This is a genomic window from Gloeocapsopsis sp. IPPAS B-1203, from assembly GCF_002749975.1.
Taxonomy (GTDB): Bacteria; Cyanobacteriota; Cyanobacteriia; order Cyanobacteriales; family Chroococcidiopsidaceae; genus Gloeocapsopsis.
In genome coordinates this window covers 159,137-180,148 of the sequence record NZ_PEIG01000005.1, presented here as the reverse complement: position 1 = coordinate 180,148, position 21,012 = coordinate 159,137, and the positions used below count along the sequence as shown (strand labels likewise).

General features: G+C 42.0%; 20 protein-coding genes and 2 pseudogenes. 7 read left to right on the top strand and 15 right to left on the bottom strand.

Going from position 1 to position 21,012, the window contains the following annotated elements; all coding sequences use genetic code 11:
• Positions 1-45 precede the first annotated feature (45 nt).
• Entirely contained in the window at positions 46-1,209 is a 1,164-nt protein-coding gene (locus tag CSQ79_RS10760) for an XRE family transcriptional regulator (RefSeq protein ID WP_099701174.1), read from the top strand.
• An 87-nt stretch (positions 1,210-1,296) separates the two neighbouring features.
• On the opposite strand, the gene CSQ79_RS10755 is transcribed toward CSQ79_RS10760, so the two are convergent.
• A complete protein-coding gene (locus tag CSQ79_RS10755) occupies positions 1,297-2,214 on the bottom strand; it encodes a DMT family transporter (protein ID WP_099701173.1) in 918 nt (305 codons plus the stop codon).
• Positions 2,214-3,239, bottom strand: a complete 1,026-nt coding sequence (locus CSQ79_RS10750) for a cysteine hydrolase family protein (protein ID WP_099701172.1) — start codon at positions 3,237-3,239, stop codon at positions 2,214-2,216. The genes CSQ79_RS10755 and CSQ79_RS10750 overlap by 1 nt, the downstream gene beginning before the upstream one ends.
• A gap of 297 nt (positions 3,240-3,536) precedes the next feature.
• Here CSQ79_RS10750 and rbp point away from each other — a divergent pair, with 297 nt between their 5' ends.
• Both rbp and rpsU read left to right on the top strand, forming a co-directional pair.
• A complete protein-coding gene (rbp, locus tag CSQ79_RS10745; protein ID WP_099701171.1) occupies positions 3,537-3,842 on the top strand; it encodes an RNA-binding regulator in 306 nt (101 codons plus the stop codon).
• 396 nt (positions 3,843-4,238) lie between these two features.
• Positions 4,239-4,427: a 30S ribosomal protein S21 gene (gene rpsU, locus CSQ79_RS10740; RefSeq protein WP_099701170.1), complete on the top strand. Its 189-nt coding sequence runs from the start codon at positions 4,239-4,241 to the stop codon at positions 4,425-4,427.
• A gap of 262 nt (positions 4,428-4,689) precedes the next feature.
• Here rpsU and CSQ79_RS10735 read toward each other — a convergent pair whose 3' ends face one another.
• The 7 genes from CSQ79_RS10735 to CSQ79_RS10705 form a co-directional block, all read right to left on the bottom strand.
• On the bottom strand, positions 4,690-5,613 hold the full coding sequence (locus CSQ79_RS10735; protein WP_099701354.1) for a LysR family transcriptional regulator: 924 nt from the start codon (positions 5,611-5,613) through the stop codon (positions 4,690-4,692).
• Between the two features lie 373 nt (positions 5,614-5,986).
• The gene (gene ccmO / locus CSQ79_RS10730; RefSeq protein ID WP_099701169.1) at positions 5,987-6,784 is read right to left on the bottom strand and encodes a beta-carboxysome assembly protein CcmO; all 798 of its coding nucleotides are present in this window, start codon (positions 6,782-6,784) and stop codon (positions 5,987-5,989) included.
• Positions 6,785-6,819: 35 nt separating this feature from the next.
• Positions 6,820-7,497, bottom strand: coding sequence for a beta-carboxysome scaffolding protein CcmN (ccmN, locus tag CSQ79_RS10725; RefSeq protein WP_289501018.1), 678 nt, complete (start codon positions 7,495-7,497; stop codon positions 6,820-6,822).
• A 63-nt stretch (positions 7,498-7,560) separates the two neighbouring features.
• Complete coding sequence (ccmM, locus tag CSQ79_RS10720) at positions 7,561-9,204, bottom strand: beta-carboxysome scaffolding protein CcmM (RefSeq protein ID WP_099701168.1); 1,644 nt, start codon at positions 9,202-9,204, stop codon at positions 7,561-7,563.
• 104 nt (positions 9,205-9,308) lie between these two features.
• Positions 9,309-9,611 (bottom strand): beta-carboxysome shell vertex protein CcmL, encoded by a 303-nt coding sequence (gene ccmL / locus CSQ79_RS10715; protein ID WP_099701167.1) that lies wholly within the window; start codon positions 9,609-9,611, stop codon positions 9,309-9,311.
• An 11-nt stretch (positions 9,612-9,622) separates the two neighbouring features.
• Positions 9,623-9,967: a carbon dioxide-concentrating mechanism protein CcmK gene (locus tag CSQ79_RS10710; RefSeq protein WP_099701166.1), complete on the bottom strand. Its 345-nt coding sequence runs from the start codon at positions 9,965-9,967 to the stop codon at positions 9,623-9,625.
• Between the two features lie 64 nt (positions 9,968-10,031).
• Positions 10,032-10,340, bottom strand: coding sequence for a carbon dioxide-concentrating mechanism protein CcmK (locus CSQ79_RS10705; RefSeq protein WP_099701165.1), 309 nt, complete (start codon positions 10,338-10,340; stop codon positions 10,032-10,034).
• A gap of 578 nt (positions 10,341-10,918) precedes the next feature.
• On the opposite strand from CSQ79_RS10705, the gene CSQ79_RS10700 reads away from it, so the two are divergent.
• The 4 genes from CSQ79_RS10700 (at position 10,919) to guaD (ending at position 17,113) form a co-directional block, all read left to right on the top strand.
• Positions 10,919-12,796 (top strand): NAD(P)H-quinone oxidoreductase subunit F, encoded by a 1,878-nt coding sequence (locus tag CSQ79_RS10700; RefSeq protein ID WP_099701164.1) that lies wholly within the window; start codon positions 10,919-10,921, stop codon positions 12,794-12,796.
• An 80-nt stretch (positions 12,797-12,876) separates the two neighbouring features.
• On the top strand, positions 12,877-14,403 hold the full coding sequence (locus CSQ79_RS10695; RefSeq protein WP_099701163.1) for an NADH-quinone oxidoreductase subunit M: 1,527 nt from the start codon (positions 12,877-12,879) through the stop codon (positions 14,401-14,403).
• Positions 14,404-14,509: 106 nt separating this feature from the next.
• Complete coding sequence (locus CSQ79_RS10690) at positions 14,510-15,646, top strand: CO2 hydration protein (protein WP_099701162.1); 1,137 nt, start codon at positions 14,510-14,512, stop codon at positions 15,644-15,646.
• Positions 15,647-15,778: 132 nt separating this feature from the next.
• Positions 15,779-17,113, top strand: coding sequence for a guanine deaminase (gene guaD / locus CSQ79_RS10685; RefSeq protein ID WP_099701161.1), 1,335 nt, complete (start codon positions 15,779-15,781; stop codon positions 17,111-17,113).
• A gap of 113 nt (positions 17,114-17,226) precedes the next feature.
• Here guaD and CSQ79_RS10680 read toward each other — a convergent pair whose 3' ends face one another.
• The 6 genes and pseudogenes from CSQ79_RS10680 to CSQ79_RS10655 form a co-directional block, all read right to left on the bottom strand.
• Complete coding sequence (locus tag CSQ79_RS10680) at positions 17,227-17,691, bottom strand: GNAT family N-acetyltransferase (RefSeq protein ID WP_099701160.1); 465 nt, start codon at positions 17,689-17,691, stop codon at positions 17,227-17,229.
• Complete coding sequence (locus CSQ79_RS10675) at positions 17,691-18,305, bottom strand: trimeric intracellular cation channel family protein (RefSeq protein WP_099701159.1); 615 nt, start codon at positions 18,303-18,305, stop codon at positions 17,691-17,693. Before CSQ79_RS10675 ends, CSQ79_RS10680 begins: the two co-directional genes overlap by 1 nt.
• Before the next feature lie 189 nt (positions 18,306-18,494).
• Positions 18,495-19,073, bottom strand: a pseudogene (locus CSQ79_RS28875) (YdeI/OmpD-associated family protein).
• Positions 19,074-19,190: 117 nt separating this feature from the next.
• Positions 19,191-19,511: a hypothetical protein gene (locus tag CSQ79_RS10665; RefSeq protein ID WP_228055200.1), complete on the bottom strand. Its 321-nt coding sequence runs from the start codon at positions 19,509-19,511 to the stop codon at positions 19,191-19,193.
• A 189-nt stretch (positions 19,512-19,700) separates the two neighbouring features.
• Positions 19,701-20,375: an SAM-dependent methyltransferase gene (locus tag CSQ79_RS10660; protein ID WP_099701157.1), complete on the bottom strand. Its 675-nt coding sequence runs from the start codon at positions 20,373-20,375 to the stop codon at positions 19,701-19,703.
• 42 nt (positions 20,376-20,417) lie between these two features.
• Positions 20,418-20,710, bottom strand: a pseudogene (locus tag CSQ79_RS10655) (tryptophan--tRNA ligase); the annotation flags it as partial.
• Positions 20,711-21,012 lie beyond the last annotated feature (302 nt).

The window sequence follows — 21,012 nt, the reverse complement described above, 5'->3', positions numbered from 1 at the left end:
TAACTACAGCTGCGTGCCAGTTCTCAAGGAATTTAATCAAGCAGTGTGAAGCAACACGATCTTTACAACAACTTAAAGCAAATTCGGCTGCGCCTAGGTATGAGTCAGCAAGACTTAGCTGTGATTGCAGGTGTCTCTCGACAAACCATTGGTGGTGTGGAATCTGGACAATATGCCCCATCAACTACCGTAGCACTCCGCTTGGCAAAGGCATTGGGATGTCAAGTCGAAGATTTATTCTGGTTGGAACAAGATACTCCTCAAATTGAAGCAGTTCCGGCACAGCATACTCCTACTGGCAAAGCACTACGCTTAAGCCTAGCGCGAGTCGGCGATCGCTGGATAGCTTATCCGTTGTTGGGCAATGATGCCTTTCGCATGGAGATGATTCCTGCTGATGGAGAAGGCAAGTATGATTCATCTTCCTCGACACAAGTTAAGTTACTAGACGATCTAGAAAAACTGCATCATACGGTCGTTTTGGCAGGCTGCACGCCAGCCCTCTCACTATGGGCACGGGCAGCAGAACGTTGGCATCCCGAATTGCGCGTTCATTGGACATCTGACAACAGTATGACTGCGTTGCATCGGCTCTGTCGAGGGGAAGTTCACATTGCAGGGATGCATTTATATGATTCTGCTACTCAGGAACACAATGTTACTTTCGTGCAAGCTGTTTTACAAAATAACACAGCTGTTTTGATTAATTTGGGAAGTTGGGAAGAGGGATTAATGATTCAGCCAGGAAATCCACTCAACCTCAAATCTGTAGAGGATTTAACTTTACCTGGAGTTACAATTGTGAACCGAGAAATAGGATCTGGTAGCCGCCAGTTGTTAGAGCGATCGCTTCAGCAAGCAGGCATTAATGTTAAATCTGTCAAGGGTTTTGAACAGATTGTACGCGGACATCTAGAGGTTGCTCACGCGATCGCAACAGGTAAAGTAACCGCAGGAGTCAGCACTGCATCAGTCGCTGCTGCCTTTGGTTTGGAATTTCTACCACTGCATCGTTCCCGATATGATTTAGTTATTCTTAAACCTTACCTAGATGAAGCTCCTGTGCAACAATTACTTAGTACATTAGGGCATCGGCGAGTTCTCTCGCAACTAGAAGCATTAGGTGGATACGACACTAGCCAAACAGGAGAGGTTATAGCAACAGTTGAGCCAATGTCGAATACAAACTCAAAACGAGCAAAATACTAAGTATCACAATCCTTGCCACACTTCATTAATAAATAGATAATACCGAGATGAAAAAGCTTCATCTTGGTTTCATTAGCTCGATTTAATTTATTTTTGCCTCGCTCCCACGATCGCACAAGCTACTCCCACTAATAAAATAGCTGCACCTACAATTGTTAAACGCCCTGGTAATTCATCCAGCAGGAAATAAGCGAGAAAACTAGCACCAACAGGTTCAAATAAAGCAGCAAGCGTGACAAACGTTGGTGAAAGCCAGCGCATTCCCCAGTTCAGGCTAGTATGCCCGATCATTTGCGAGAAAAGCGCGATTAGTAGTATGTAAGCATAGACGATAGATGGATAGCCTGTATAAGATACACCCAACACTCCTGGCAACGGCAGTAATACTAAAGCTCCTGTAGTGTAAGCAATTGTAATATAGCTGCCTAATCCTAATCCTTCTTGTTGAGCTTGACGTCCGAGGAGTAGATACAAACTGTACATCCAAGCACCAAAAAGTGCCAGAAAATTTCCCAGTAGGGAGTTACTTGCAAAAGAATCTACCCCAGCACCTCCTAATGCAATAACAATACCGCCTGCAAGTGCAACACCGATTCCTACAAGAGTCATATATGATAGCTTTTCACGCAGCCATAACCACGAAAGTAGCGCCACCCAAATTGGTGTACTATTTACTAAAGTCGATGCAGCAGCAATTGAGGTAAAAGCAAGCGAAGTGATCCACGTTGCAAAGTGTAGCGCTAAGCAAATACCTGCTACTAATGCATAGTATATAGATATACGTCTAGGTGGAGATGAGCGCAGATGATGCCAAGCTGGTAGTAGTAGTATCGCAGAAATTGTCAAACGCGCTGCGGATAGAACAAGACTAAATCCAACACTAGGAACACCTGGTACTGCTGCAAATGCTAACCGCACAAAAATTGATGCAGCTGAAGTACCAAATACTCCGATGATTAAAACTAACCCAACCTGCCAAGATTTCGATGCTTGCCAAATTTGCATTACAATAACCAATCACCCGCTTCACTCGATTTAACCAAATGCATTCCCGCCGCCGCAAAGCGTTCAAAAGCTGCTTCAGCCTGTTCGGTGTAATCTACTACATCAGGAATAACAACGGGAGATGTGCAATTTTCTAGTAAATAAATTTTTTGTGCCAGGCTGGAATTAACCGATTTAATTTCTGTTAATAAATCATCAATTGTCCAAGCGACGCAGTGACTTTTCGCTTGACCTGCAATAATAAGTTTGTCAAATTCTAATAAATACTGAATTAACTCTGTATTTTTTCGCGCGATCGCTCGACCATCAACACCTGTTAATACTTCAGGATGCAGTACTGAATAATTTTCGGTTAATGGATTGTTACCTTTAATTTCAAATCTTGCTTGAGTATTACGGGCAATTGTATGGAAAAACACGGCTTCTTCTACCGCAGAAACCAAAGCATGACTAATACCACCTAGCATGGCATGGTAAGGCCATACGGTTAAAGGATATTTACCGTGATGTGTTAGTTGATTAACATAGTGTAAAGCGTGGTTTTGTAGTGCTTGATGATCTTTGCTACTAATACTCGCCGCGACAGCAGGATTGACTTTCCAGATACCTTGCTCTACTTCATCAGGTGTAATTAATGTTGCAGGTGCGGGATGAGTACCAGAGGAGTTAACCCAAAATACAGGATGGAAAATTTGCATTGCAGTATGAGTATCCATTGTGGCGGCGATCGCACTAATCACACCTAAATGGCGATAGATAAATTCACACAAACGTGCATTATCTTCAACCGCGCCTGTACCAGATCTACCACCAACAAATAATTCAAATCCAGGAATACAAAAGGTATTCTGGACATCAATCAAAAGCAACCCAATGCGAATTTTATCTTTGCTGGCTGGTGTAATGTTGTACTCTTGCGCCCATGATGCTGCTTCTTGCGCGCGTTGTTCGTAAGGAACACGCCATATTTCATTAACTTTACTAGGAGCAAAAAAAGTCGGGGTTGGTAATTGATGAGTATTCATAGATATGAGTTTTTATTCTCATTATGATCAACTCCATCAGTTCTTGTGTGCTGTTAATCTTGACTCAATTACCAGCATCGTTGAACTAAGCTCATCTACCTGCAAAAATTAGGACACTCTAGAAGCTCAGAACCAATTTCATTCTCATCTCTGACCCCTGACCCCTGATCTCTACATATATAAGTTGTATGTTAAGCTGGTAAGCGAGAAGTAAATTCGGCGGTAGTTGTTTGTTCTTAATTCACAAGCGCCTCTCCGGATCGAACTCTCTACAAAAGTCGATGCAGGAGAGATTCAATGTCAATTTACGTGGGTAACTTGTCCTTTGAAGTTACACAAGAAGATCTTAGCAGTATCTTTGCTGAATATGGTACTGTGAAGCGCGTACAATTACCAACAGATCGTGAAACTGGTCTTCCTCGAGGCTTCGGATTTGTAGAAATGGAAAGTGAAGCTGCCGAAACTAGCGCAATCGAAGCTCTCGATGGTGCAGAATGGATGGGAAGAACAATGAAAGTCAACAAAGCTAAACCACGTGAGGACAGACGTTCAGGTGGTGGAAACTGGGGTGACAGAAACCAGAATTATTCAAAACGCTACTAAGTCTTGATACTCTTGCAGAAGTTAACTTAAGTAACTGAGTTAAATACGCTGATATCAGCAGTAATGCCAAGGAGTGTATTTGCAACAGTTGCAAATGCCACTGATACATGATATTATTGAAAGTTCAAAAATTGAATGTCTTCTGAAAAGTAAAGATAAGAGAGAAAGGCTCTCTAGTTATTTTACTACCTTTCATTTTTTATTATTAGACACTATCCTTTTCAGAAATTATACCCAATTCAATTCAGTTAATTAACTATAGCTAGAGTTTTTTCATATTTTGTTATTCGTCATTGAGAACCTATTTATAAGAATTGAATAGCACTGACGTCATAACTGATTTTTTTGAATTGAGATTGTCATAAATGCTATGCATTGTAGTTAAGAGGAAATAGAATGACCCAAGTTGTAGTCGGTGAAAATGAAAATTTTGAGTCAGCACTAAGGAGATTTAAACGTCAAGTCTCTAAAGCAGGGATTTTACCAGATATCAAGAGTAAACGTCACTTTGAAACTCCCATTGAAAAGCGGAAGCGCAAAGAAGTGGCTAGAAGACGTAAGCGCCGTTTTCGTGGTAGAAGTTAATTGATAATAAGCAGACATGTGTGCCTAGTCTGCTTATTTATAGATGGATTAATCTCAGTATTTAATCATATTTAATATAGCTGTTTAATCAAGTAAATCCTTAGCAATCGGTTAAACAAAACCTACAACTTTAATAAGAGATCAGCACCTGAATTTATTTTCTGACCAAAATAACAACTGGGGTGTAGATATATAAATTGGTTAGTAGGCATTTTAGCGAAAACAACTCAAGCTATGCCACTACAGATTGAGATTTCTAAGACTAATCTGATGAACTCGATGCTGAAGTAGAAAATTGTTTAGCAGCATCGAGCAAATATTCTAAGTAAGTACGCGCTACAACCGAGAGTTGCTTACCGTTGGGATAGACAACGTACCAGTTACGATGAATGGGAAAATGTTCTACATCCAATACCTTCAATTCACTGTTTGCTCCGTCTGGGGTCAAGGTATGACGAGATAAGACAGAAAGTCCCAAACCACCGGCGATCGCTTGTTTAATTGCTTCGTTACTGCCTAGTTCCAACTTGACTTTCACTGTAGTTTCATGTGTAGCAAAGAGTTGTTGAACTGCTTTACGCGTTCCTGAACCTGGTTCGCGCATAATAAAAGGTTCTTCAGCAAGCCGTGAGAGCGAAATATTTTTTTCATGAGCTAAAGGATGATTTACCGGTGCCAACACGACAAGAGGATTATCCAAAAACGGTTGAAACACGACATCTAAATGTTCTGGAACCTGGCTCATGACATACAAATCATCCAAATTATCCGTTAATCGTTCGAGAATGCCGGAGTGATTAGTGACTTGTAACGCAATATCAATGCCAGGATAGCGCTGGCAAAATGGTCCTAATAGACGAGGTACAAAGTACTTAGCAGTTGTAATAACGGCTAGGCGTAATTGTCCTTGCTTTAAGCCCTTGAGATCAGCCACAGTCATTTCCAACTGAGCTAATTCCTCAAATATGGCTCGACAAGTCGTAAATAATTCTTTGCCGGCTTCTGTCAAGTAAAGACGTTTACCGACTTGCTCAAACAGTGGTAAACCTATTGCTTTTGTCAGTTGTTTAACCTGCATCGAGACAGTAGGTTGAGTCAGAAATAATTCTTCTGCTGCCCGTGTAAAGCTACCATGTCGTGCAGCGGCTTCAAATACCTTTAACTGATGAAGCGTTGCTTGCTTCAAGGTTCCCTCTCCTTCAAAGTTCAAGGAGGATCTATAGAGCACATTCTATTCTTACTATTAGAAATAATGGCTTTTCTTTATAAGAATTTGCGGTTATTATCAAAACAACAACAAGAGCGTAAGATCCCTTCTGTCACAGCGTTGTACATTTAAATAGTTTGCTATGCGAGCCATAACTACTTTCCCATCTGCGTTTGTGGTTTTTGACCACACTCAGAGATGCTACTCTCATCATACTATCAGTGTGCAGCGCTTTTCTTGTTTTGGCATCCAGGGTACCAATCAAATCCGATACAAGGCTGTTACTTCGGTTTGACTCCACCAACAAGCAAACATTATAGAAAAGGAGATTGTACTATAGACGTTATAAAATTTACTCCTCTTGATTAATTTCTGCTTGATTAATTTCTACCGGAATAGTTGCCAAATCTGGTAGCTTAATCAACTCTGCTTCGGGTGTTTTATCTTTAATTGCTACTGGTAGTTTCAAGGGCTTAGGCTGATCTTCAAGCAAGCAGCTTGCTAGAGGTAGGCTTTGCTCTAAATCATCTAAAGGTCTGGGGATGACTGTCACTGCATTTAACGAATTTGCGTCAATGCGTAATGCTTCCTGCATTCCTGCTTCTACTGCTACCACAACATCGGCAACTGCTCCGCGAATGATTGCGGTACATAGTCCCGCGCCAATCTTTTCGTAAGACATGAGTTTCACGTCAGCAGCTTTGAGCATGGCATCAGCTGCCCCAACCATAACTGGAAAACCGCGTGTTTCCAATAAACCGATTGCTTGACTACTAACGCGAATGTCGCGCTCAAACTGAGCTAGATCAGACAAGCGATTACCAATCGGAAAAACAACGTCCAAATTGGGTAGAGGTCGTGGTATGACCAACGTTGAAACAAGCTGACCAAATTCTGCAGCTGTTTGTGCTCCTGCTTCCACTGCCAAGCGAATGCTAGCAACTTTACCACGTACGATCGCAGTACAGTGACCACTGCCAATTTTCTCAAATCCTACTAAAGTCACTTCAGAGGACTTCAGCATGGCATCAGCAGTTTGGATAATTGCCGGAAAGCTTAAAGTTGAAACTAAACCCAAGGCACTTTCTCGGAGATCATCTTTTTTACTGAACTGCTCCCTGGGAGCGTATCCTTGGTTTGGTGTCTCCATCTTAGACCTCCATGTGAACAGACCAGAATATAGAATTAAGGCTGATCAGAAGGAGACTGACCATCTTGTATAGGGCGGTTCAAGGCTTGGCGGTAAGGAAACATTGTTGACAGCATACGATTTAATTGTGCTTGTCCATAGACTTTTTGACTTGTAGGTTGCTGCAAAGGTGTTGTCTCACTAGGTTCAGATTCAGGAGGTTCTGGCGTTGACGACGGTGAGTTATTCATCGCAGGAGAATTATCACCATTTGTTTCTTCAAGAGAAAGGGAGGCGGTTTCATTGATTGTATCAATGCCCGCCACAGATGTGTGTGCCACAACTACACGACTTTTGTCTCCAATCAGCGAACCTGGTAAGACGACTTGTTGTGGTTCGATAGAAGAATTAAGGATAGTAGCTGTGGAACCAATACATGCATTTGCCCCAATTTTTCCTTTGCCTAGTATTAAAACACCAGAGCCTAAATTTGCTCCTGTCTCTATTTCTAATATGCCTTCATAAGCGTGAAGAATTGAACCCATACCAATACAAACCCCAGCACCAATAATAATCTGGCAATTGGGACTTGCTTGCAAGAGCACTCCTGGTGCGATCGCCGCACTCGGATCAATGGTTACTTCGCCACTGATGTAGGTATCATCATAATTAGGCGGACGCAGTGGCGGCACATACATTGGAATTGGAACCTCGATCGCCGGATAAAATGTCACTAAGCTGGTTCAAGCTACCCACAAGTCTAACGGAATTGTCACTTGTTGTAGCCGACACTTAGTTTAAGGACGCTGAATAATCGTTTCTAAGATCCGTCGCTTATTTGCATCAATACCAATTAAGCGGACGTATTCTCCTTCATACTCAGATAAAAATGATTCAATTGCCGCGATCGCTGCAGATGCATTGGTGCTGTCAACCTGTCCACAACTTGCCCAGGAACCTGTACGGAAGCGCCGTTGATCAACGTGTTCAGCACTGACTCGATTGCCTTGAGCAATCAGTTGACGAATTTGTTCAACAACTTCTGGCTGTAAACGCGTACTGGCTGATGATTGTTTGTTATAAGCTGGTGCTGGTTGCCGCTGGCGATCGCTGCTATGACTTGAGCTAGCTGGCTGTACTTCTTTACTGTTGGGGCGTTGAATAATGCTTTCCATCACGCGGCGCTTGCCTTTTGGATCAATACCAAACATCCGCACATACTCGCCTGTATGATTTGCCATACATGTTTCGAGTTCGGCGATCGCTTGTGATTCACTGCTGGCAGTAATTGGAGTACAGCTTTGCCAAGAACCTGTGCGGAATCTCCGTTCATCAACGTGTTCGGTACCGATTTTATAGCCTTGCTGAATTAAATGTCGGACTTGTGAAGCTGTATATTGATTTATATGTCTACTCGATGCTATCGAGCCAACTGATGATTGGTAACTGCTTCCTTTTGCCATTGCCGCTGGTTTTGCGACTTGCGAACCATCGGGGCGCTGGATAATGCTTTCCATTACACGGCGCTTGCCTTTTGGATCAATGCCAAACATCCGCACGTACTCGCCGGCATGATTTTCCATGCAAGCTTCGAGTTCGGCGATCACTTCAGCTTCGCGATTGGTATTAATTGGACTACAGCTTTGCCAAGAACCTGTGCGGAATTTTCGTTCATTAACGTGTTCGGTACCGATTTTATAGCCTTGCTGTAATAATTGTCGGACTTGTGCTACTGTGTCTTGGCTAAGGTAAGGACTTGTCATCATAGAAGAAGTAGAAAAACTGCGGCTGGAACCATTTGAATTAGTTGAGCTTGAGGTGCTGACAAGCTCGTTACGAATTGGTGTAGTGCTTTCGCTAGCACGTTCATATCCTGCTTTTAAGGCATCATTCATACCCACCACAAGACTGGTGAACTCCATATCTTCTGATTCAACATCGGGCAGGTAATCGGCTTGCTGTTGGTTCGTGATAACTGCGCCTGAAGGGACGTACTTACCTGCAGGAATTTCTACATCTTGAATCAAGGCGTGCATCATAATAATGCAGCCATGACCGACTCGGGCGTTAAACACTGTCGAACGAAAGCCAATAAAACAGTTATCTCCGATATAAGCAGGACCATGAATCAGTGACATGTGAGTAATCGAGGTATTTTTCCCAATCCACACAGAGTACTGTTTTTCGTCGTCCCCGATAACGCGACCTTGTTCTAGACCATGAACGACAACACCATCTTGTATATTAGTTCCTTCACCGATATGGAAAGGAGCGCCTTCATCAGCAATGATAGAAGTTCCAGGAGCAATGACTACATTTGCTCCAATAGTTACATCTCCACTCAAGTTAGACAGTGAATGCACGTATGCACTTGGTTCAATCTTCGGCTCCACTGAATTTGACCAAGGTTTCGGGGGGGCAGCCGGGCTGCGGACTACCATCGGTAATTTCCTCCTAATTACTGCAGAACTTAGAATTCAGAATGCAGAACCTACAAGCGAAGTATCTGTCATTCTGTATTCGTCGTTCATCCAAAGCGCTTTACTTAACGGTATTGATCCTTTTTGCTGTAAATTAAACGATCTTCAACGCGGACACTATCAATAATCGCTACTACCACAGCATCAAGCGGTCGTTGCTCGTTTCCCTGAACAATGCGAGCAGCACTACCGCAACTCACCAATACCCATTCGTCTACTCCTGCACCTACGTTGTCCGCTGCAACTTCGTATTTCGGTAAAGGATTTCCTTCTTCGTCTACAAGTTGTAACAAAAGCAGTTTTGCCCCTCGAAGACTGGGTTCTTTTTGAGTGCTGACTACGTTACCACGAACTTTTGCAATTTGCATTACGCCTTACATCACATTCTATTTCCGTAAGGGCGAATCGCATTTGTACTTTCGCGGAATTGTTCTACTGCTTCGGTGTAACGGATTGGTAGAACATACTCTAAGTTTTCGTGAGGGCGGGCAATAATATGGGTTGATAGCACCTGACCGCCATTAACGCGCTTGACATTGTCAACCCCAGCAGCAACTGAAGCTTGTACTTCAGAAACATCTCCCCGCACAATCACTGTGACGCGCCCACTACCGATTTTTTCGTAGCCCACAAGTGTAACACGAGCAGCTTTCACCATGCTATCGGCTGCTTCTACTACTGCTGGGAAACCTAATGTTTCTATCATTCCGACGGCGATTGACATCGGTTTTACTCCTTAAATGTATTTAGCAAAAAAAACTGACACACCTCAAACACAATTCCGTAAGTTACATTCGGAACTGTTCTACCGCTTCGGTATAACGAATCGGCAGTACGTACTCCAAGTTTTCGTGAGGACGCGCAATAATGTGAGTTGAGAGAACTTCACCTCCATTTACTCGTCTTGCAGCATCAACTCCAGCCGCAACAGAGGCTTGTACTTCAGAAACATCTCCTCGCACAATCACTGTGACACGAGCACTACCAATCTTTTCGTAACCGACAAGTGTAACACGAGCAGCTTTCACCATTGCGTCGGCTGCTTCCACCACTGCTGGAAAGCCCTTCGTCTCAATCATTCCCACTGCAATTGGCATCGCAGACCTCCTATGTAATTAAAGCAATAACTAGTACCAATCAGGCTGTTACAGAAAATTTGACGGGGATGCCATTTGTAACCTACAAAAGCATCTCCAAATTAAGCATAGGAAAGCTTGGCTCTCTTGACAATATTAATTTCTATTATAATTTAAAATAGGATACTTTAAAAAAACTTAACACCTCATGATTAGTTGCTTTTACTTCATTGAAGTTTCTCTGTTTCTAGAGGTGTAACTTCTGTTTTATAATTTCTTTATTACTTTGGGATCAGACAAAATGATAAAACCAAACCTTCAGTCTGTAGCGGTATGACAGGAGAAAAATATTCGCTGTCTAAAAGGCTTCGTCTGAATCGTTCTTTGAACAAAGTATACTTTGATCGAGATAACAAAAGTTTTAATAAAACTGAATAGTCTCACTTTAGCTAAAAAACTACCGAAGAGGTTTATGTAGATTAAAAGCAATGATATAGCAAATTAATTGTAATTGATATTCCGCAATTATTTTAGTTGTTTAATTATGTTAATTCACTTTAAATTAACATTTAAATTACAAATTTGTTTGGAAAGCCAGAATGAATCAGACATTATTTTTAACAAGTTGGTGGGTGCCATTTTATGGATTAATTGGCGCTATTTTGACACTACCTTGGGCAACTGGAATAGTGCGGCGAACAGGTCCTCGACCTGCGGCTTACTTAAATTTGTTGATGACAGGGGTTGCTTTTCTACATAGTTTATTTGTTTGGAAAGACATCTGGAATCAAGAACCACAGATTTTGCTATTTACCTGGCTTAAAGCTGCAGATTTAGATTTATCGATCGCAGTAGAACTGTCTCCCGTAACTATGGGAGCAGCCGTTTTAATCGCGGGTTTGAGCCTTTTAGCTCAAGTGTATGCTTTGGGATACATGGAAAAAGATTGGGCTTTAGCCCGATTTTTCGCGCTGATTGGTTTTTTTGAAGCGGCATTGAGTGGTTTGGCATTGAGTGATTCCTTATTTCTCAGTTATGTATTGTTGGAATTGCTCACACTTTCAACTTATTTGTTAGTAGGATTTTGGTATGCACAGCCTCTTGTTGTTACCGCAGCGCGCGATGCGTTCTTAACTAAACGTGTTGGAGATATTCTCTTATTGATGGGAGTGGTGACGCTCTCCGTCATGGCAGGTAGCTTGAACTTTTCTGAATTAAACCAGTGGGCACAAACTGCCGAACTATCTCCATTAACTGCGACATTGTTAGGTTTAGCATTAATTGCAGGACCTGCAGGTAAATGCGCGCAGTTTCCACTGCATCTGTGGTTGGACGAAGCAATGGAAGGTCCTAACCCTGCTTCGGTATTGCGGAACTCAATGGTTGTAGCAGGTGGCGCTTACGTATTGTTTAAATTACAACCCATTTTGGTATTGTCACCAGTTGCACTCGATACTTTAGTGATTCTAGGCACAGTTACTGCGGTTGGTGCATCGCTAGTTTCGCTAGCACAAATCGATATCAAAAGAGCATTATCGCATTCCACTAGCGCGTACATGGGGTTAGTTTTCATCGCAGTAGGTATGGAGCAAGGCGGAGTAGCACTGGTACTATTATTTACCCATGCGATCGCTAAAGCATTATTGTTTATGAGTGCAGGCTCAGTCATTTTGACAACACAAACTCAAGATTTAACCGAAATGGGCGGTTTGTGGTCGCGGATGCCCGCTACAACAACAGCTTACATTGTAGGAGCCGCAGGAATGGTTACGCTACTACCTTTAGGGAGTTTTTGGGCAAAACTGCAGTGGGCTGATGGTTTTTGGAACAGCAATCCTTGGGTAGTCGGAATTCTATTTTTAACAAATGGGTTAACAACCTTGAACCTTACCCGCGTGTTCCGATTAGTGTTTTGGGGCGAACCACAACCAAAAACGCGTCGTGCACCAGAAGTTGGGTGGCAAATGGCAGTACCAATGGTGAGTTTAACGGTGTCAACACTATTAGTACCGCTTTTGTTGCAACAGTGGCAACTACTGCCTAGTTGGGAAAACGTGAATTGGTATGCAGTGTTAGTTCTTGTTCTATCGAGTGTCTTAGGATTAATCGTTGGCTCAACAATTTACCTTCACAAAGCATGGTCGAGATCGATTCAGCTACCGTGGAGATTCATCCAAGACTTATTAGGCTACGACTTTTATGTTGATCGTTTATATCGCTTAACTGTTGTGGGTGCTGTTGACTTTATGTCGCGACTGAGTTCGTGGGTTGATCGCTACTTAGTTGATGGTTTCGTCAATTTGGTTGGTATCGCGACAATTATTAGCGGACAAGGTTTGAAATACAGTAGTTTTGGGCAATCACAGCTTAATCTGCTCACAATTGTCTTTGGAGTGAGTCTTTTGGGTTTTTTGATTAGCTGGTCTTTTGGTCTACTCGATCACTGGCAACTATTTTGGGAGACAATTAGGGGCTAAACAAACACTAGTGACTAGTTGTTAGACACTATGAACACCAGCCACTAACAACCATTTATGTTTAAGGATCTCGTTTATCAATGCTAAGTGCTTTGATTTTAGTGCCGCTGATTGGTGCAGCAATTGTCGGATTTTTCCCTAAAGCGATCGCACCTAATAGTTCTCGTAACATCGCTTTAATCTTCGCTAGTATTCCATTCTTACTGACAGTTGTCCTGGCATCTCAGTTTAATCCTACCAACATCAGCCAACAATTTTCCGAATTTATACCTTGGATTACTGTCATTGGCTTAAACTATCACTTGGGAGTTGATGGTTTATCGTTACCACTACTGGTATTAAATGGTCTACTTACCTGTATTGCAATCTACAGCAGCGATGAAGATGTCCACCGTTCGCGCTTTTACTACTCACTCGTCCTAATTTTAAGTGCAGCAGTTAGCGGAGCATTTTTGGCACAAGATTTGCTTTTGTTTTTCCTCTTTTATGAAATAGAACTTATTCCGCTGTACTTGTTGATTGCCATTTGGGGAGGACAACGGCGCGGTTATGCTGCAACGAAGTTTTTAATTTATACCGCAACTTCTGGAATATTACTTTTAGCTAGTTTCTTGGGCTTGGTTTGGTTAAGTGGTGCTTCCAGTTTTGCGTTAGCTACTTTAGACACTAATGCATTACCATTAGCAACGCAGGTTATTCTCCTAGGGGGAATTTTACTCGCTTTCGGAATTAAGATTCCGTTAGTGCCCTTGCATACCTGGCTACCAGATGCTCACGTTGAAGCTTCTACACCAATATCTGTTTTACTGGCAGGTGTGCTTCTAAAGTTAGGGACATATGGCTTACTGCGCTTTGGTTTAGGCTTATTGCCGCAAGCATGGGAAGTATTAGCACCAGCTTTAGCGATTTGGGCAGTTGTGAGTGTATTGTATGGTGCTTCGTGTGCGATCGCTCAAACTGACATGAAGAAAATGGTTGCCTACAGTTCAATTGGACATATGGGCTACATTCTCTTAGCCGCCGCCGCTGCAACTCCACTGAGTATCTTGGCAAGTGTTTTGCAAATGGTCAGCCACGGCTTAATTTCTGCATTACTGTTTCTTTTAGTGGGCGTTGTCTACAAAAAAACTGGCAGTCGCGATATTGAAACTTTGTGTGGTTTACTCAACCCTGAACGCGGTTTACCTCTGATTGGAAGTTTAATGGTGTTAGGTGTGATGGCGAGCGCAGGTATTCCTGGCATGGTAGGATTCATATCTGAATTTCTCGTATTTCGGGGTAGTTTTTCCGTATTTCCTACAGAAACTTTGTTATCAATGGTTGGAACTGGCTTAACTGCGGTTTACTTTTTACTACTCATTAACCGCGTGTTTTTTGGTCGCCTTTCACCACAAGTTATCGATTTACCCCGCGTATATTTTCGCGATCGCGCCCCTGCTGTTGTCTTAGCAGTTTTAATTGTCGTTTTCGGATTGCAGCCAACTTGGTTAATCCGTTGGAGTGAACCCGCAACGACAGCTATGAGTGCAATTCCAGTCATTGCCCAGCGAACACAGTTAGTAAGCAATCAAGAGTGGCTAGTGACTAGTGGGAGTGTGGGAGAGTAGGAGTGTGGGAGAGATTTGATTATTATTGTTCTTTACTACCCAACTACCCGCCTACCCTCTACTTTGTATCAACTATGAAAGTAAAAAGGTATTAGGAGAACTAGAGATGGTCAGCATCACCAATAAGCCCATCAACCATCCCTTAGCTGCATATATCACTCGCATCGAAACCGGAAAAACACTGCTTCCTGATTCTTCAGAGAATGTTCTTGATGTTGTCGGTATCCTCAAAAGCTATGGCATTGTCCTGGACGCTTACTCTAAAAATCTAATCTACATTTCTGAAAATCAATTTCTTGTTTTGTTTCCCTTCTTCAAATACTTTAACGGGGATATTTCCTTACAAAAACTCCTACGACACTGGTGGCACGATCGCATCAACTTTGAATATGCTGAATACTGCATGAAAGCTATGCTTTGGCATGGTGGTGGTGGCTTAGATAGTTATTTAGATTCAGATGAATTTAGAACGCGAGCAGCAGCAGCAATTCAAGCTAAATTCAAAAATAACCCATTAATGTTGGGACTGAATCAACTATTTCCTGAATTTCTGACCGAACAAGTCCGCGTCTTATCTTATTACAGTGCGCTAGGTCAATTTTGGCGCGTCATGAGCGATATGTTCCTTGCTTTGTCAGATCTCTACGATCAAGGAGAAATCAAAACTATCCCTCAAGTTGTAGAGCATATTAAAGCAGGCTTAGTCGCTGCTGCGGCAATACCAATTACTTATGCGGTCAAAATTCGCGGTAAAGTCTACGATATTGTTCCCAAATCTGTTGGCTTAACATTTCTTGCTGATACAGCAATACCTTACGTTGAAGCAGTATTCTTTCGCGGTACGCCATTTCAAGGCACAGTTTCCTACAATGCCCAAGCACATCAAATTCCTCCCGATCAAGCGCGATTTGCTTATGGCGCACTCTATGCCGATCCTCTACCTGTTGGTGGTGCGGGGATTCCACCTACATTGTTAATGCAAGATATGCGTCATTTCGTTCCAGATTACTTACACGAACTCTATCAAAAGCGCAGTCGTCGGGGAGAAGACGATTTACGAGTACAGATTTGTGTTAGTTTCCAAAAGTCGATGTTTTGTGTTACCAACGCAGCCATTATAGGCTTGATGCCGCATCCACTTGATACAACTGTCTCTGAAGAGCAAGCAGCGAATCGGGCATTTTTAGTAAGTTGGATGGATCGATTTATGACTTCGCGATTACAAGATGTGCAAGTTGCTTAATGTTTACAGGCAACATAATTAAATTGTGGTTTCTTGTAATTTAGATAAAACTCAAATGTCGATTTGATAAAAGTTATTATTAGTCAATCGCCTACAATGAGTTTATTCATGAAAACATAATATTTTTGCTGAATGTTGGCACAGAAGCAATTATCTACATCGCTCAAAGTTTTCCGTTGTGCTTTTCTCGACTTTATTGACGATCCGTTTTATGTTGCTGAAGCAGAAAGTATTCGCTACATTGCAGATGGTTTACTCGTTGTCGAAAATGGCAAAATTAAAGAATTAGGACAATACCAAAACTTACAAGATAAATACGCAGAAGTTCCAATAATTGCTTATCCTGGAATGTTAATCATGCCAGGTTTTATTGATACACATATCCATTTTCCTCAAACAGAAATGATTGCTGCGTATGGCGAGCAGCTTTTAGAATGGTTGAATCAGTATGTATTTCCAACTGAAGCAAAATTTAACGATAAAGCTTACGCGCAAAAGATTGCCGCATTTTTTCTTGATGAATTACTAAAGAATGGTACAACAACAGCACTTGTTTTCGCCACAGTTCATCCGCAATCAGTTGATGCTTTTTTTGAAGAAGCGAGTCGTCGTAATCTCCGCATGATTGCTGGTAAAGTGATGATGGATCGTAATGCACCAAACAACCTTTCAGATACTGCTGAAACATCCTATCAAGAAAGTAAGCGACTGATTCAAAAGTGGCATAAAAAAGAGCGTTTGCTGTATGCTGTCACGCCTCGATTTGCGATTACATCAACTCCTGAACAATTAAATTTGGCAGGAAAGCTTTTAGCCGAGTTTCCAGATGTTTATTTGCATACACATTTATCAGAGAATGTCAATGAAGTCGCGTGGGTAAAACAGCTATTTCCTGAAAGTCAGGGGTATTTAGATGTTTACGATCGCGCCGGATTAGTTGGCGATCGCTCAGTGTTTGCGCACGGAGTGCAACTTACAGATGCAGAATTCCAGCGGTTATCACAAGCCAACTCAGCGATCGCATTTTGTCCAACGTCTAATTTATTTTTAGGAAGTGGACTTTTCAAGCTGCAAAAGGCTAAGTGCGTAGAACATCCGGTAAAACTTGGTTTAGGAACCGATGTCGGTGCAGGAACAAGCTTTTCACTTTTGGACACTACTAGTGAAGCATATAAAGTCGCACAACTTCAGCATCAGAAGCTATCTCCATTTCAAGCACTCTTTTTAGCAACGCTTGGTGGTGCAAAAGCCTTGTCTTTAGAAGATAAAATTGGTAACTTCGATGTCGGGAAAGAAGCTGACTTTGTGGTTCTAGATCTGCAAGCAACTCCATTAATGGCACTACGGAATTCTGCGACAACTCCAACTTCATTAAAAGAACTTGCAGAACAAGTTTTTGCACTGATCGTGCTAGGTGGCGATCGTGCCATTCATGCCACGTATATTATGGGAGAAGCGTGCGAATGAATTCGCTGCTACACATACAAAGTCCACCTCCGTGGACTTACTGCGAAAAGGCTTGTTTTAGTGTATCTTTGTACATTTTGCTTGCGTAGCCCCGACTTACAGTCGGAGGGCACCTATGATAGCATTAAAACAATAAACTGCATTGCATCACTGTCTCGCTCAAACGACTGCTGATGCTCAAATTCCAATTTCTGCCATACCCGTATTGCACGCTTGTTAAATGCGGCGATGGTAACTCGAAACGCCTTCGGTTTAAATAAAGTGTCTGCAAACTCTAAAACGGCATTAGCATACTCAACACCTTTTCCTTTTCCCGTCAAATCAGGACGAATCCCAAAACCAATATCTAATGCTTCATCACGGTAATCACCACCAGTGACCTGTCCATCCTGCCCAAACGAACAGTAAGCTACTAGCTCGCTATTTTGATCCAAAATACTATAGAAGTTGTGCTGTGGGTGCAGAAAATAATCTATTTCAGTGTTCTTCTGTAAGTTGTAGAAATCTAATGGTGGCTCATATCGCCAACTGAGAATAGCACGTGCATGACTCTCATCAACTCGGTGAAACGCGAACATTACTTACGCTCTTGCAGACTATAAACTGGAAGGGATAATCCCCAAATGATCGAAGCAAGTCTTACGGCTGTAATTGTTGCCATTCCTAATAAAGCCGCAAGCGATCGCATCATGCCGAACTGTTGCAGAATTAGATAGACAATAATGCCAGCGATCGCCGCTGTTGCATAGAGATTTCCTCGCCGCAGAATTAAAGGAATTTCGGCTAATAAGACGTCGCGCAAAACGCCTCCAACAACACCTGTAATCGTCCCCATTAAGACAACAATAATGCGCGATAAATCTGCTTGTTCCACACCTTGAGCGCCACTAATCGCAAAAAAGCTTAGCCCTAACGCATCAGCAATTAAGAGTGCTTTAGCAGGTGGTTGACGAAACCGAGTATAAATCAGCGTCAACGCGGCAGAGAATAGAATGACTACTAAATAAATAGAATCTTGAATCCAAAATACTGGATTGTCTAGCAGAACATCTCGCAGTGTACCTCCACCGATAGCTGTGACGATGGCGATCGCAGCGACACCCAATAAATCCAAGCTTTTACGCCCTGCTGCTAGCGCTCCACTAACGGCAAAAACAGCGACACCTAAAAGATCCAGCAGATAGAGAATCACAAACTACATCAGCACAAAATTTTACTCAGCTTTATAGCTTATACTATTTTGGATTTTGGATTGAGATGTATTCGATAGTAACTGAATTGCGTTGAACTGATCTAGTTTGAAACAGAACAAATCAAAATTTTAGAAATTTTTGGATATTAAAGCGACAAGCAAATATACAGCTAGATGCGATCGCTACAGTCATCGTGCTAGAGGATTTTTGTTTTGTGCTGCTGAGTTGATAGTTTGCTCGATTCGTTTCAATCTTGTTTCTAAACGTTTAGCACTGGTAATCCAAAAGAGTATATTCTTTTTAGTTGTATTACTAAAGGCTGTAAAACATTTATCAGCAGTTTCATTGGCTGATAGTGCTTGTTGCAAATCTGCCGGAATTATCAAAGATTCACTTGCATCTAATGTTGTTCATGAACCGTCTTGTTTTGCAGTTTCAATCTTTTTAAGACCAGCTTCAGTCATCAAATTTTGTTCTATCAATTCTTCGATATACTGCTTATTTAATTTTGACCACACACTTTTTGGTTTTCGAGGTGTGAAGATCTGCATATAAGATTCTTCATTTAAAGATCTCACTTTACTGTCAATCCAACCAAAGCATAAAGCTTCTTTTACTGCTTCACTATATTGAATGCTTGGCTTACCACTTTTTACTTTGTAGTAAATCAGCCAAATACCGCTAGAAGTGTCATGATTTTTCTCTAGCCATTCCCGCCACTGTTGGCGATCTTGAGCTTGAAAGGTTTCTAAATCGTCAATTGCCATAACAAGATTTGATCTACAGGAAGCATGAGTTTTGTTCTACCGCGAGAAGGTAGCGCGCTTGATTAGGTTAGTACCATTTGGCTTGTGGAACAATACTACCAAGAACCCGTCTGAACCTCATCGAACAATGCTACCAGGGAGGACATTATGCTCAGGATGCAAAAGAACGGGATGACCGTCAACGTCTATCGCTAGAAGCATTCCCTGACTTTCAATACCCCTGAGTTTTCGAGGTGCAAGATTGACAACGATGGGAACTTGTTTACCAATAAAATATTTAGGTTCAATATACTCAGCCATTCCCGTAACAATGCTGAGTGTCTTGCTCCCTATATCGATCTCAAGGTGCAAAAGTTTATCTGTTCCTGCGACTTTGGTCGCGGATAAAACTGTTCCTATCCTAATGTCTAATTTATTGAACTCGTCGAATGTAATCATGAGTGCAGTCTCTTGTAAAGTGTTCATGGCACGCCCAGAGGTTGGGAAAGTGCAACGCAATTTGATCAATTTCGCTCTTTGAACAGGCGAATGAGGTACTGATTGTTTTAACTCAATTTAAATTGAGTAGATTAAAACTTATTAGTTGATTTAGGGCACACCCTAACAATTAAGTGCGCCCCTGACTGCTTATTTATTAATCTTCAACATCTGGTTGCCACCTTTTTGAAACTCGTAACCAACTGGTTGAACCTGTACATTAAAACCTCTGCTGGAAAGCTCTTGGATAACTGACTCAACATAGGGTGATGGTTTACCATCAAGATTTAACAAGGGGAAAATCCGAACATCTGGAGAGATTCGCAGGAGTTCATGGATGGATGCGATGTGAAAATCGAGTGATAACTGTTCGGAGTACAGAAAGAGCAAATGGGAACACACGCATAGCTCAAATTGGTTGTCAAACAGTTCTAAACTCGGTAAAGATTGGGGCAAATAGCGTCCTGCTGCTTTACCAGCTTCATAGTCCAATAAAAAATTTTCCATTGCAGCAATTCGGGCATGACCGAGTTCATCTGCATCGCCGAAGTTCTTCCACAGATAACGGTTTGCATTTTGCTTAACCTGTGAGATAACTGGCTCATAGGTTTCTTGGATTCTCTGTTTGATTTGCTCAGCAGAGAATTGGTAGATGGGATCAACGGACACAACAGAATATCCAAGTTGCGTCATCTCAGCGTTGAAGCTAGCCGGACCATCGCCACATCCAATAATTTTGGGGTTCAAATCTGCTTCTGACAGATTAAACATTAATTTGTATTCTTCCAGCGTTCTGCCCCAAGGCACAACTTCATTTAGTTTCATAAGTGTATATGACAATTATGGTCAAGTGTCGCGATACCAAAAGTTCATGTAAAAAATCGTAAGTTCGGCTATTTCTGACACCATTGACTGCACCACGAAACAGCACCGATTGGGATCAAGCCCGACAGCTAGGTAGTCGAGCATAATCCACGGATGTTGGCTTGGAGCCGTTCTGGGGTAGCAAAATTGTCAGTCAATGCCTGTACATCAGCAATCAAGATGTATGTTTCGTAGTCATGCTGAAGCTTGAGACGATTTTGCAGACTGCCAAGATAATGCCCCAAATACAATCTCCCAGTGGGGCGATCGCCGGTCAAAATTCTCTTATGCGTCATGGCTGATAAGTTGTCTAAATTTTATTGAGTCAATTAGGCAGAAGCGTGAACGATAGTTTAGATACGCCATCGCCACGGCTGCAAATTTCCAGCCATGTTGCACTCAATCAAATTTCGATTCAACTTTTCACTCATGCTTAGAATTTATGCAAACTCTAGAGCGTTATGGTAGCACTAAAAAAAGCACATTGCAATAATTAACTTGAGACAAATTCCTCACCGTTCATCAAGTTCGTCAAACATTTAGCTCAATGAAGAACCTTAGAAAAGAACTGCGTTGTTACCTAGATACGGTTTAAGAG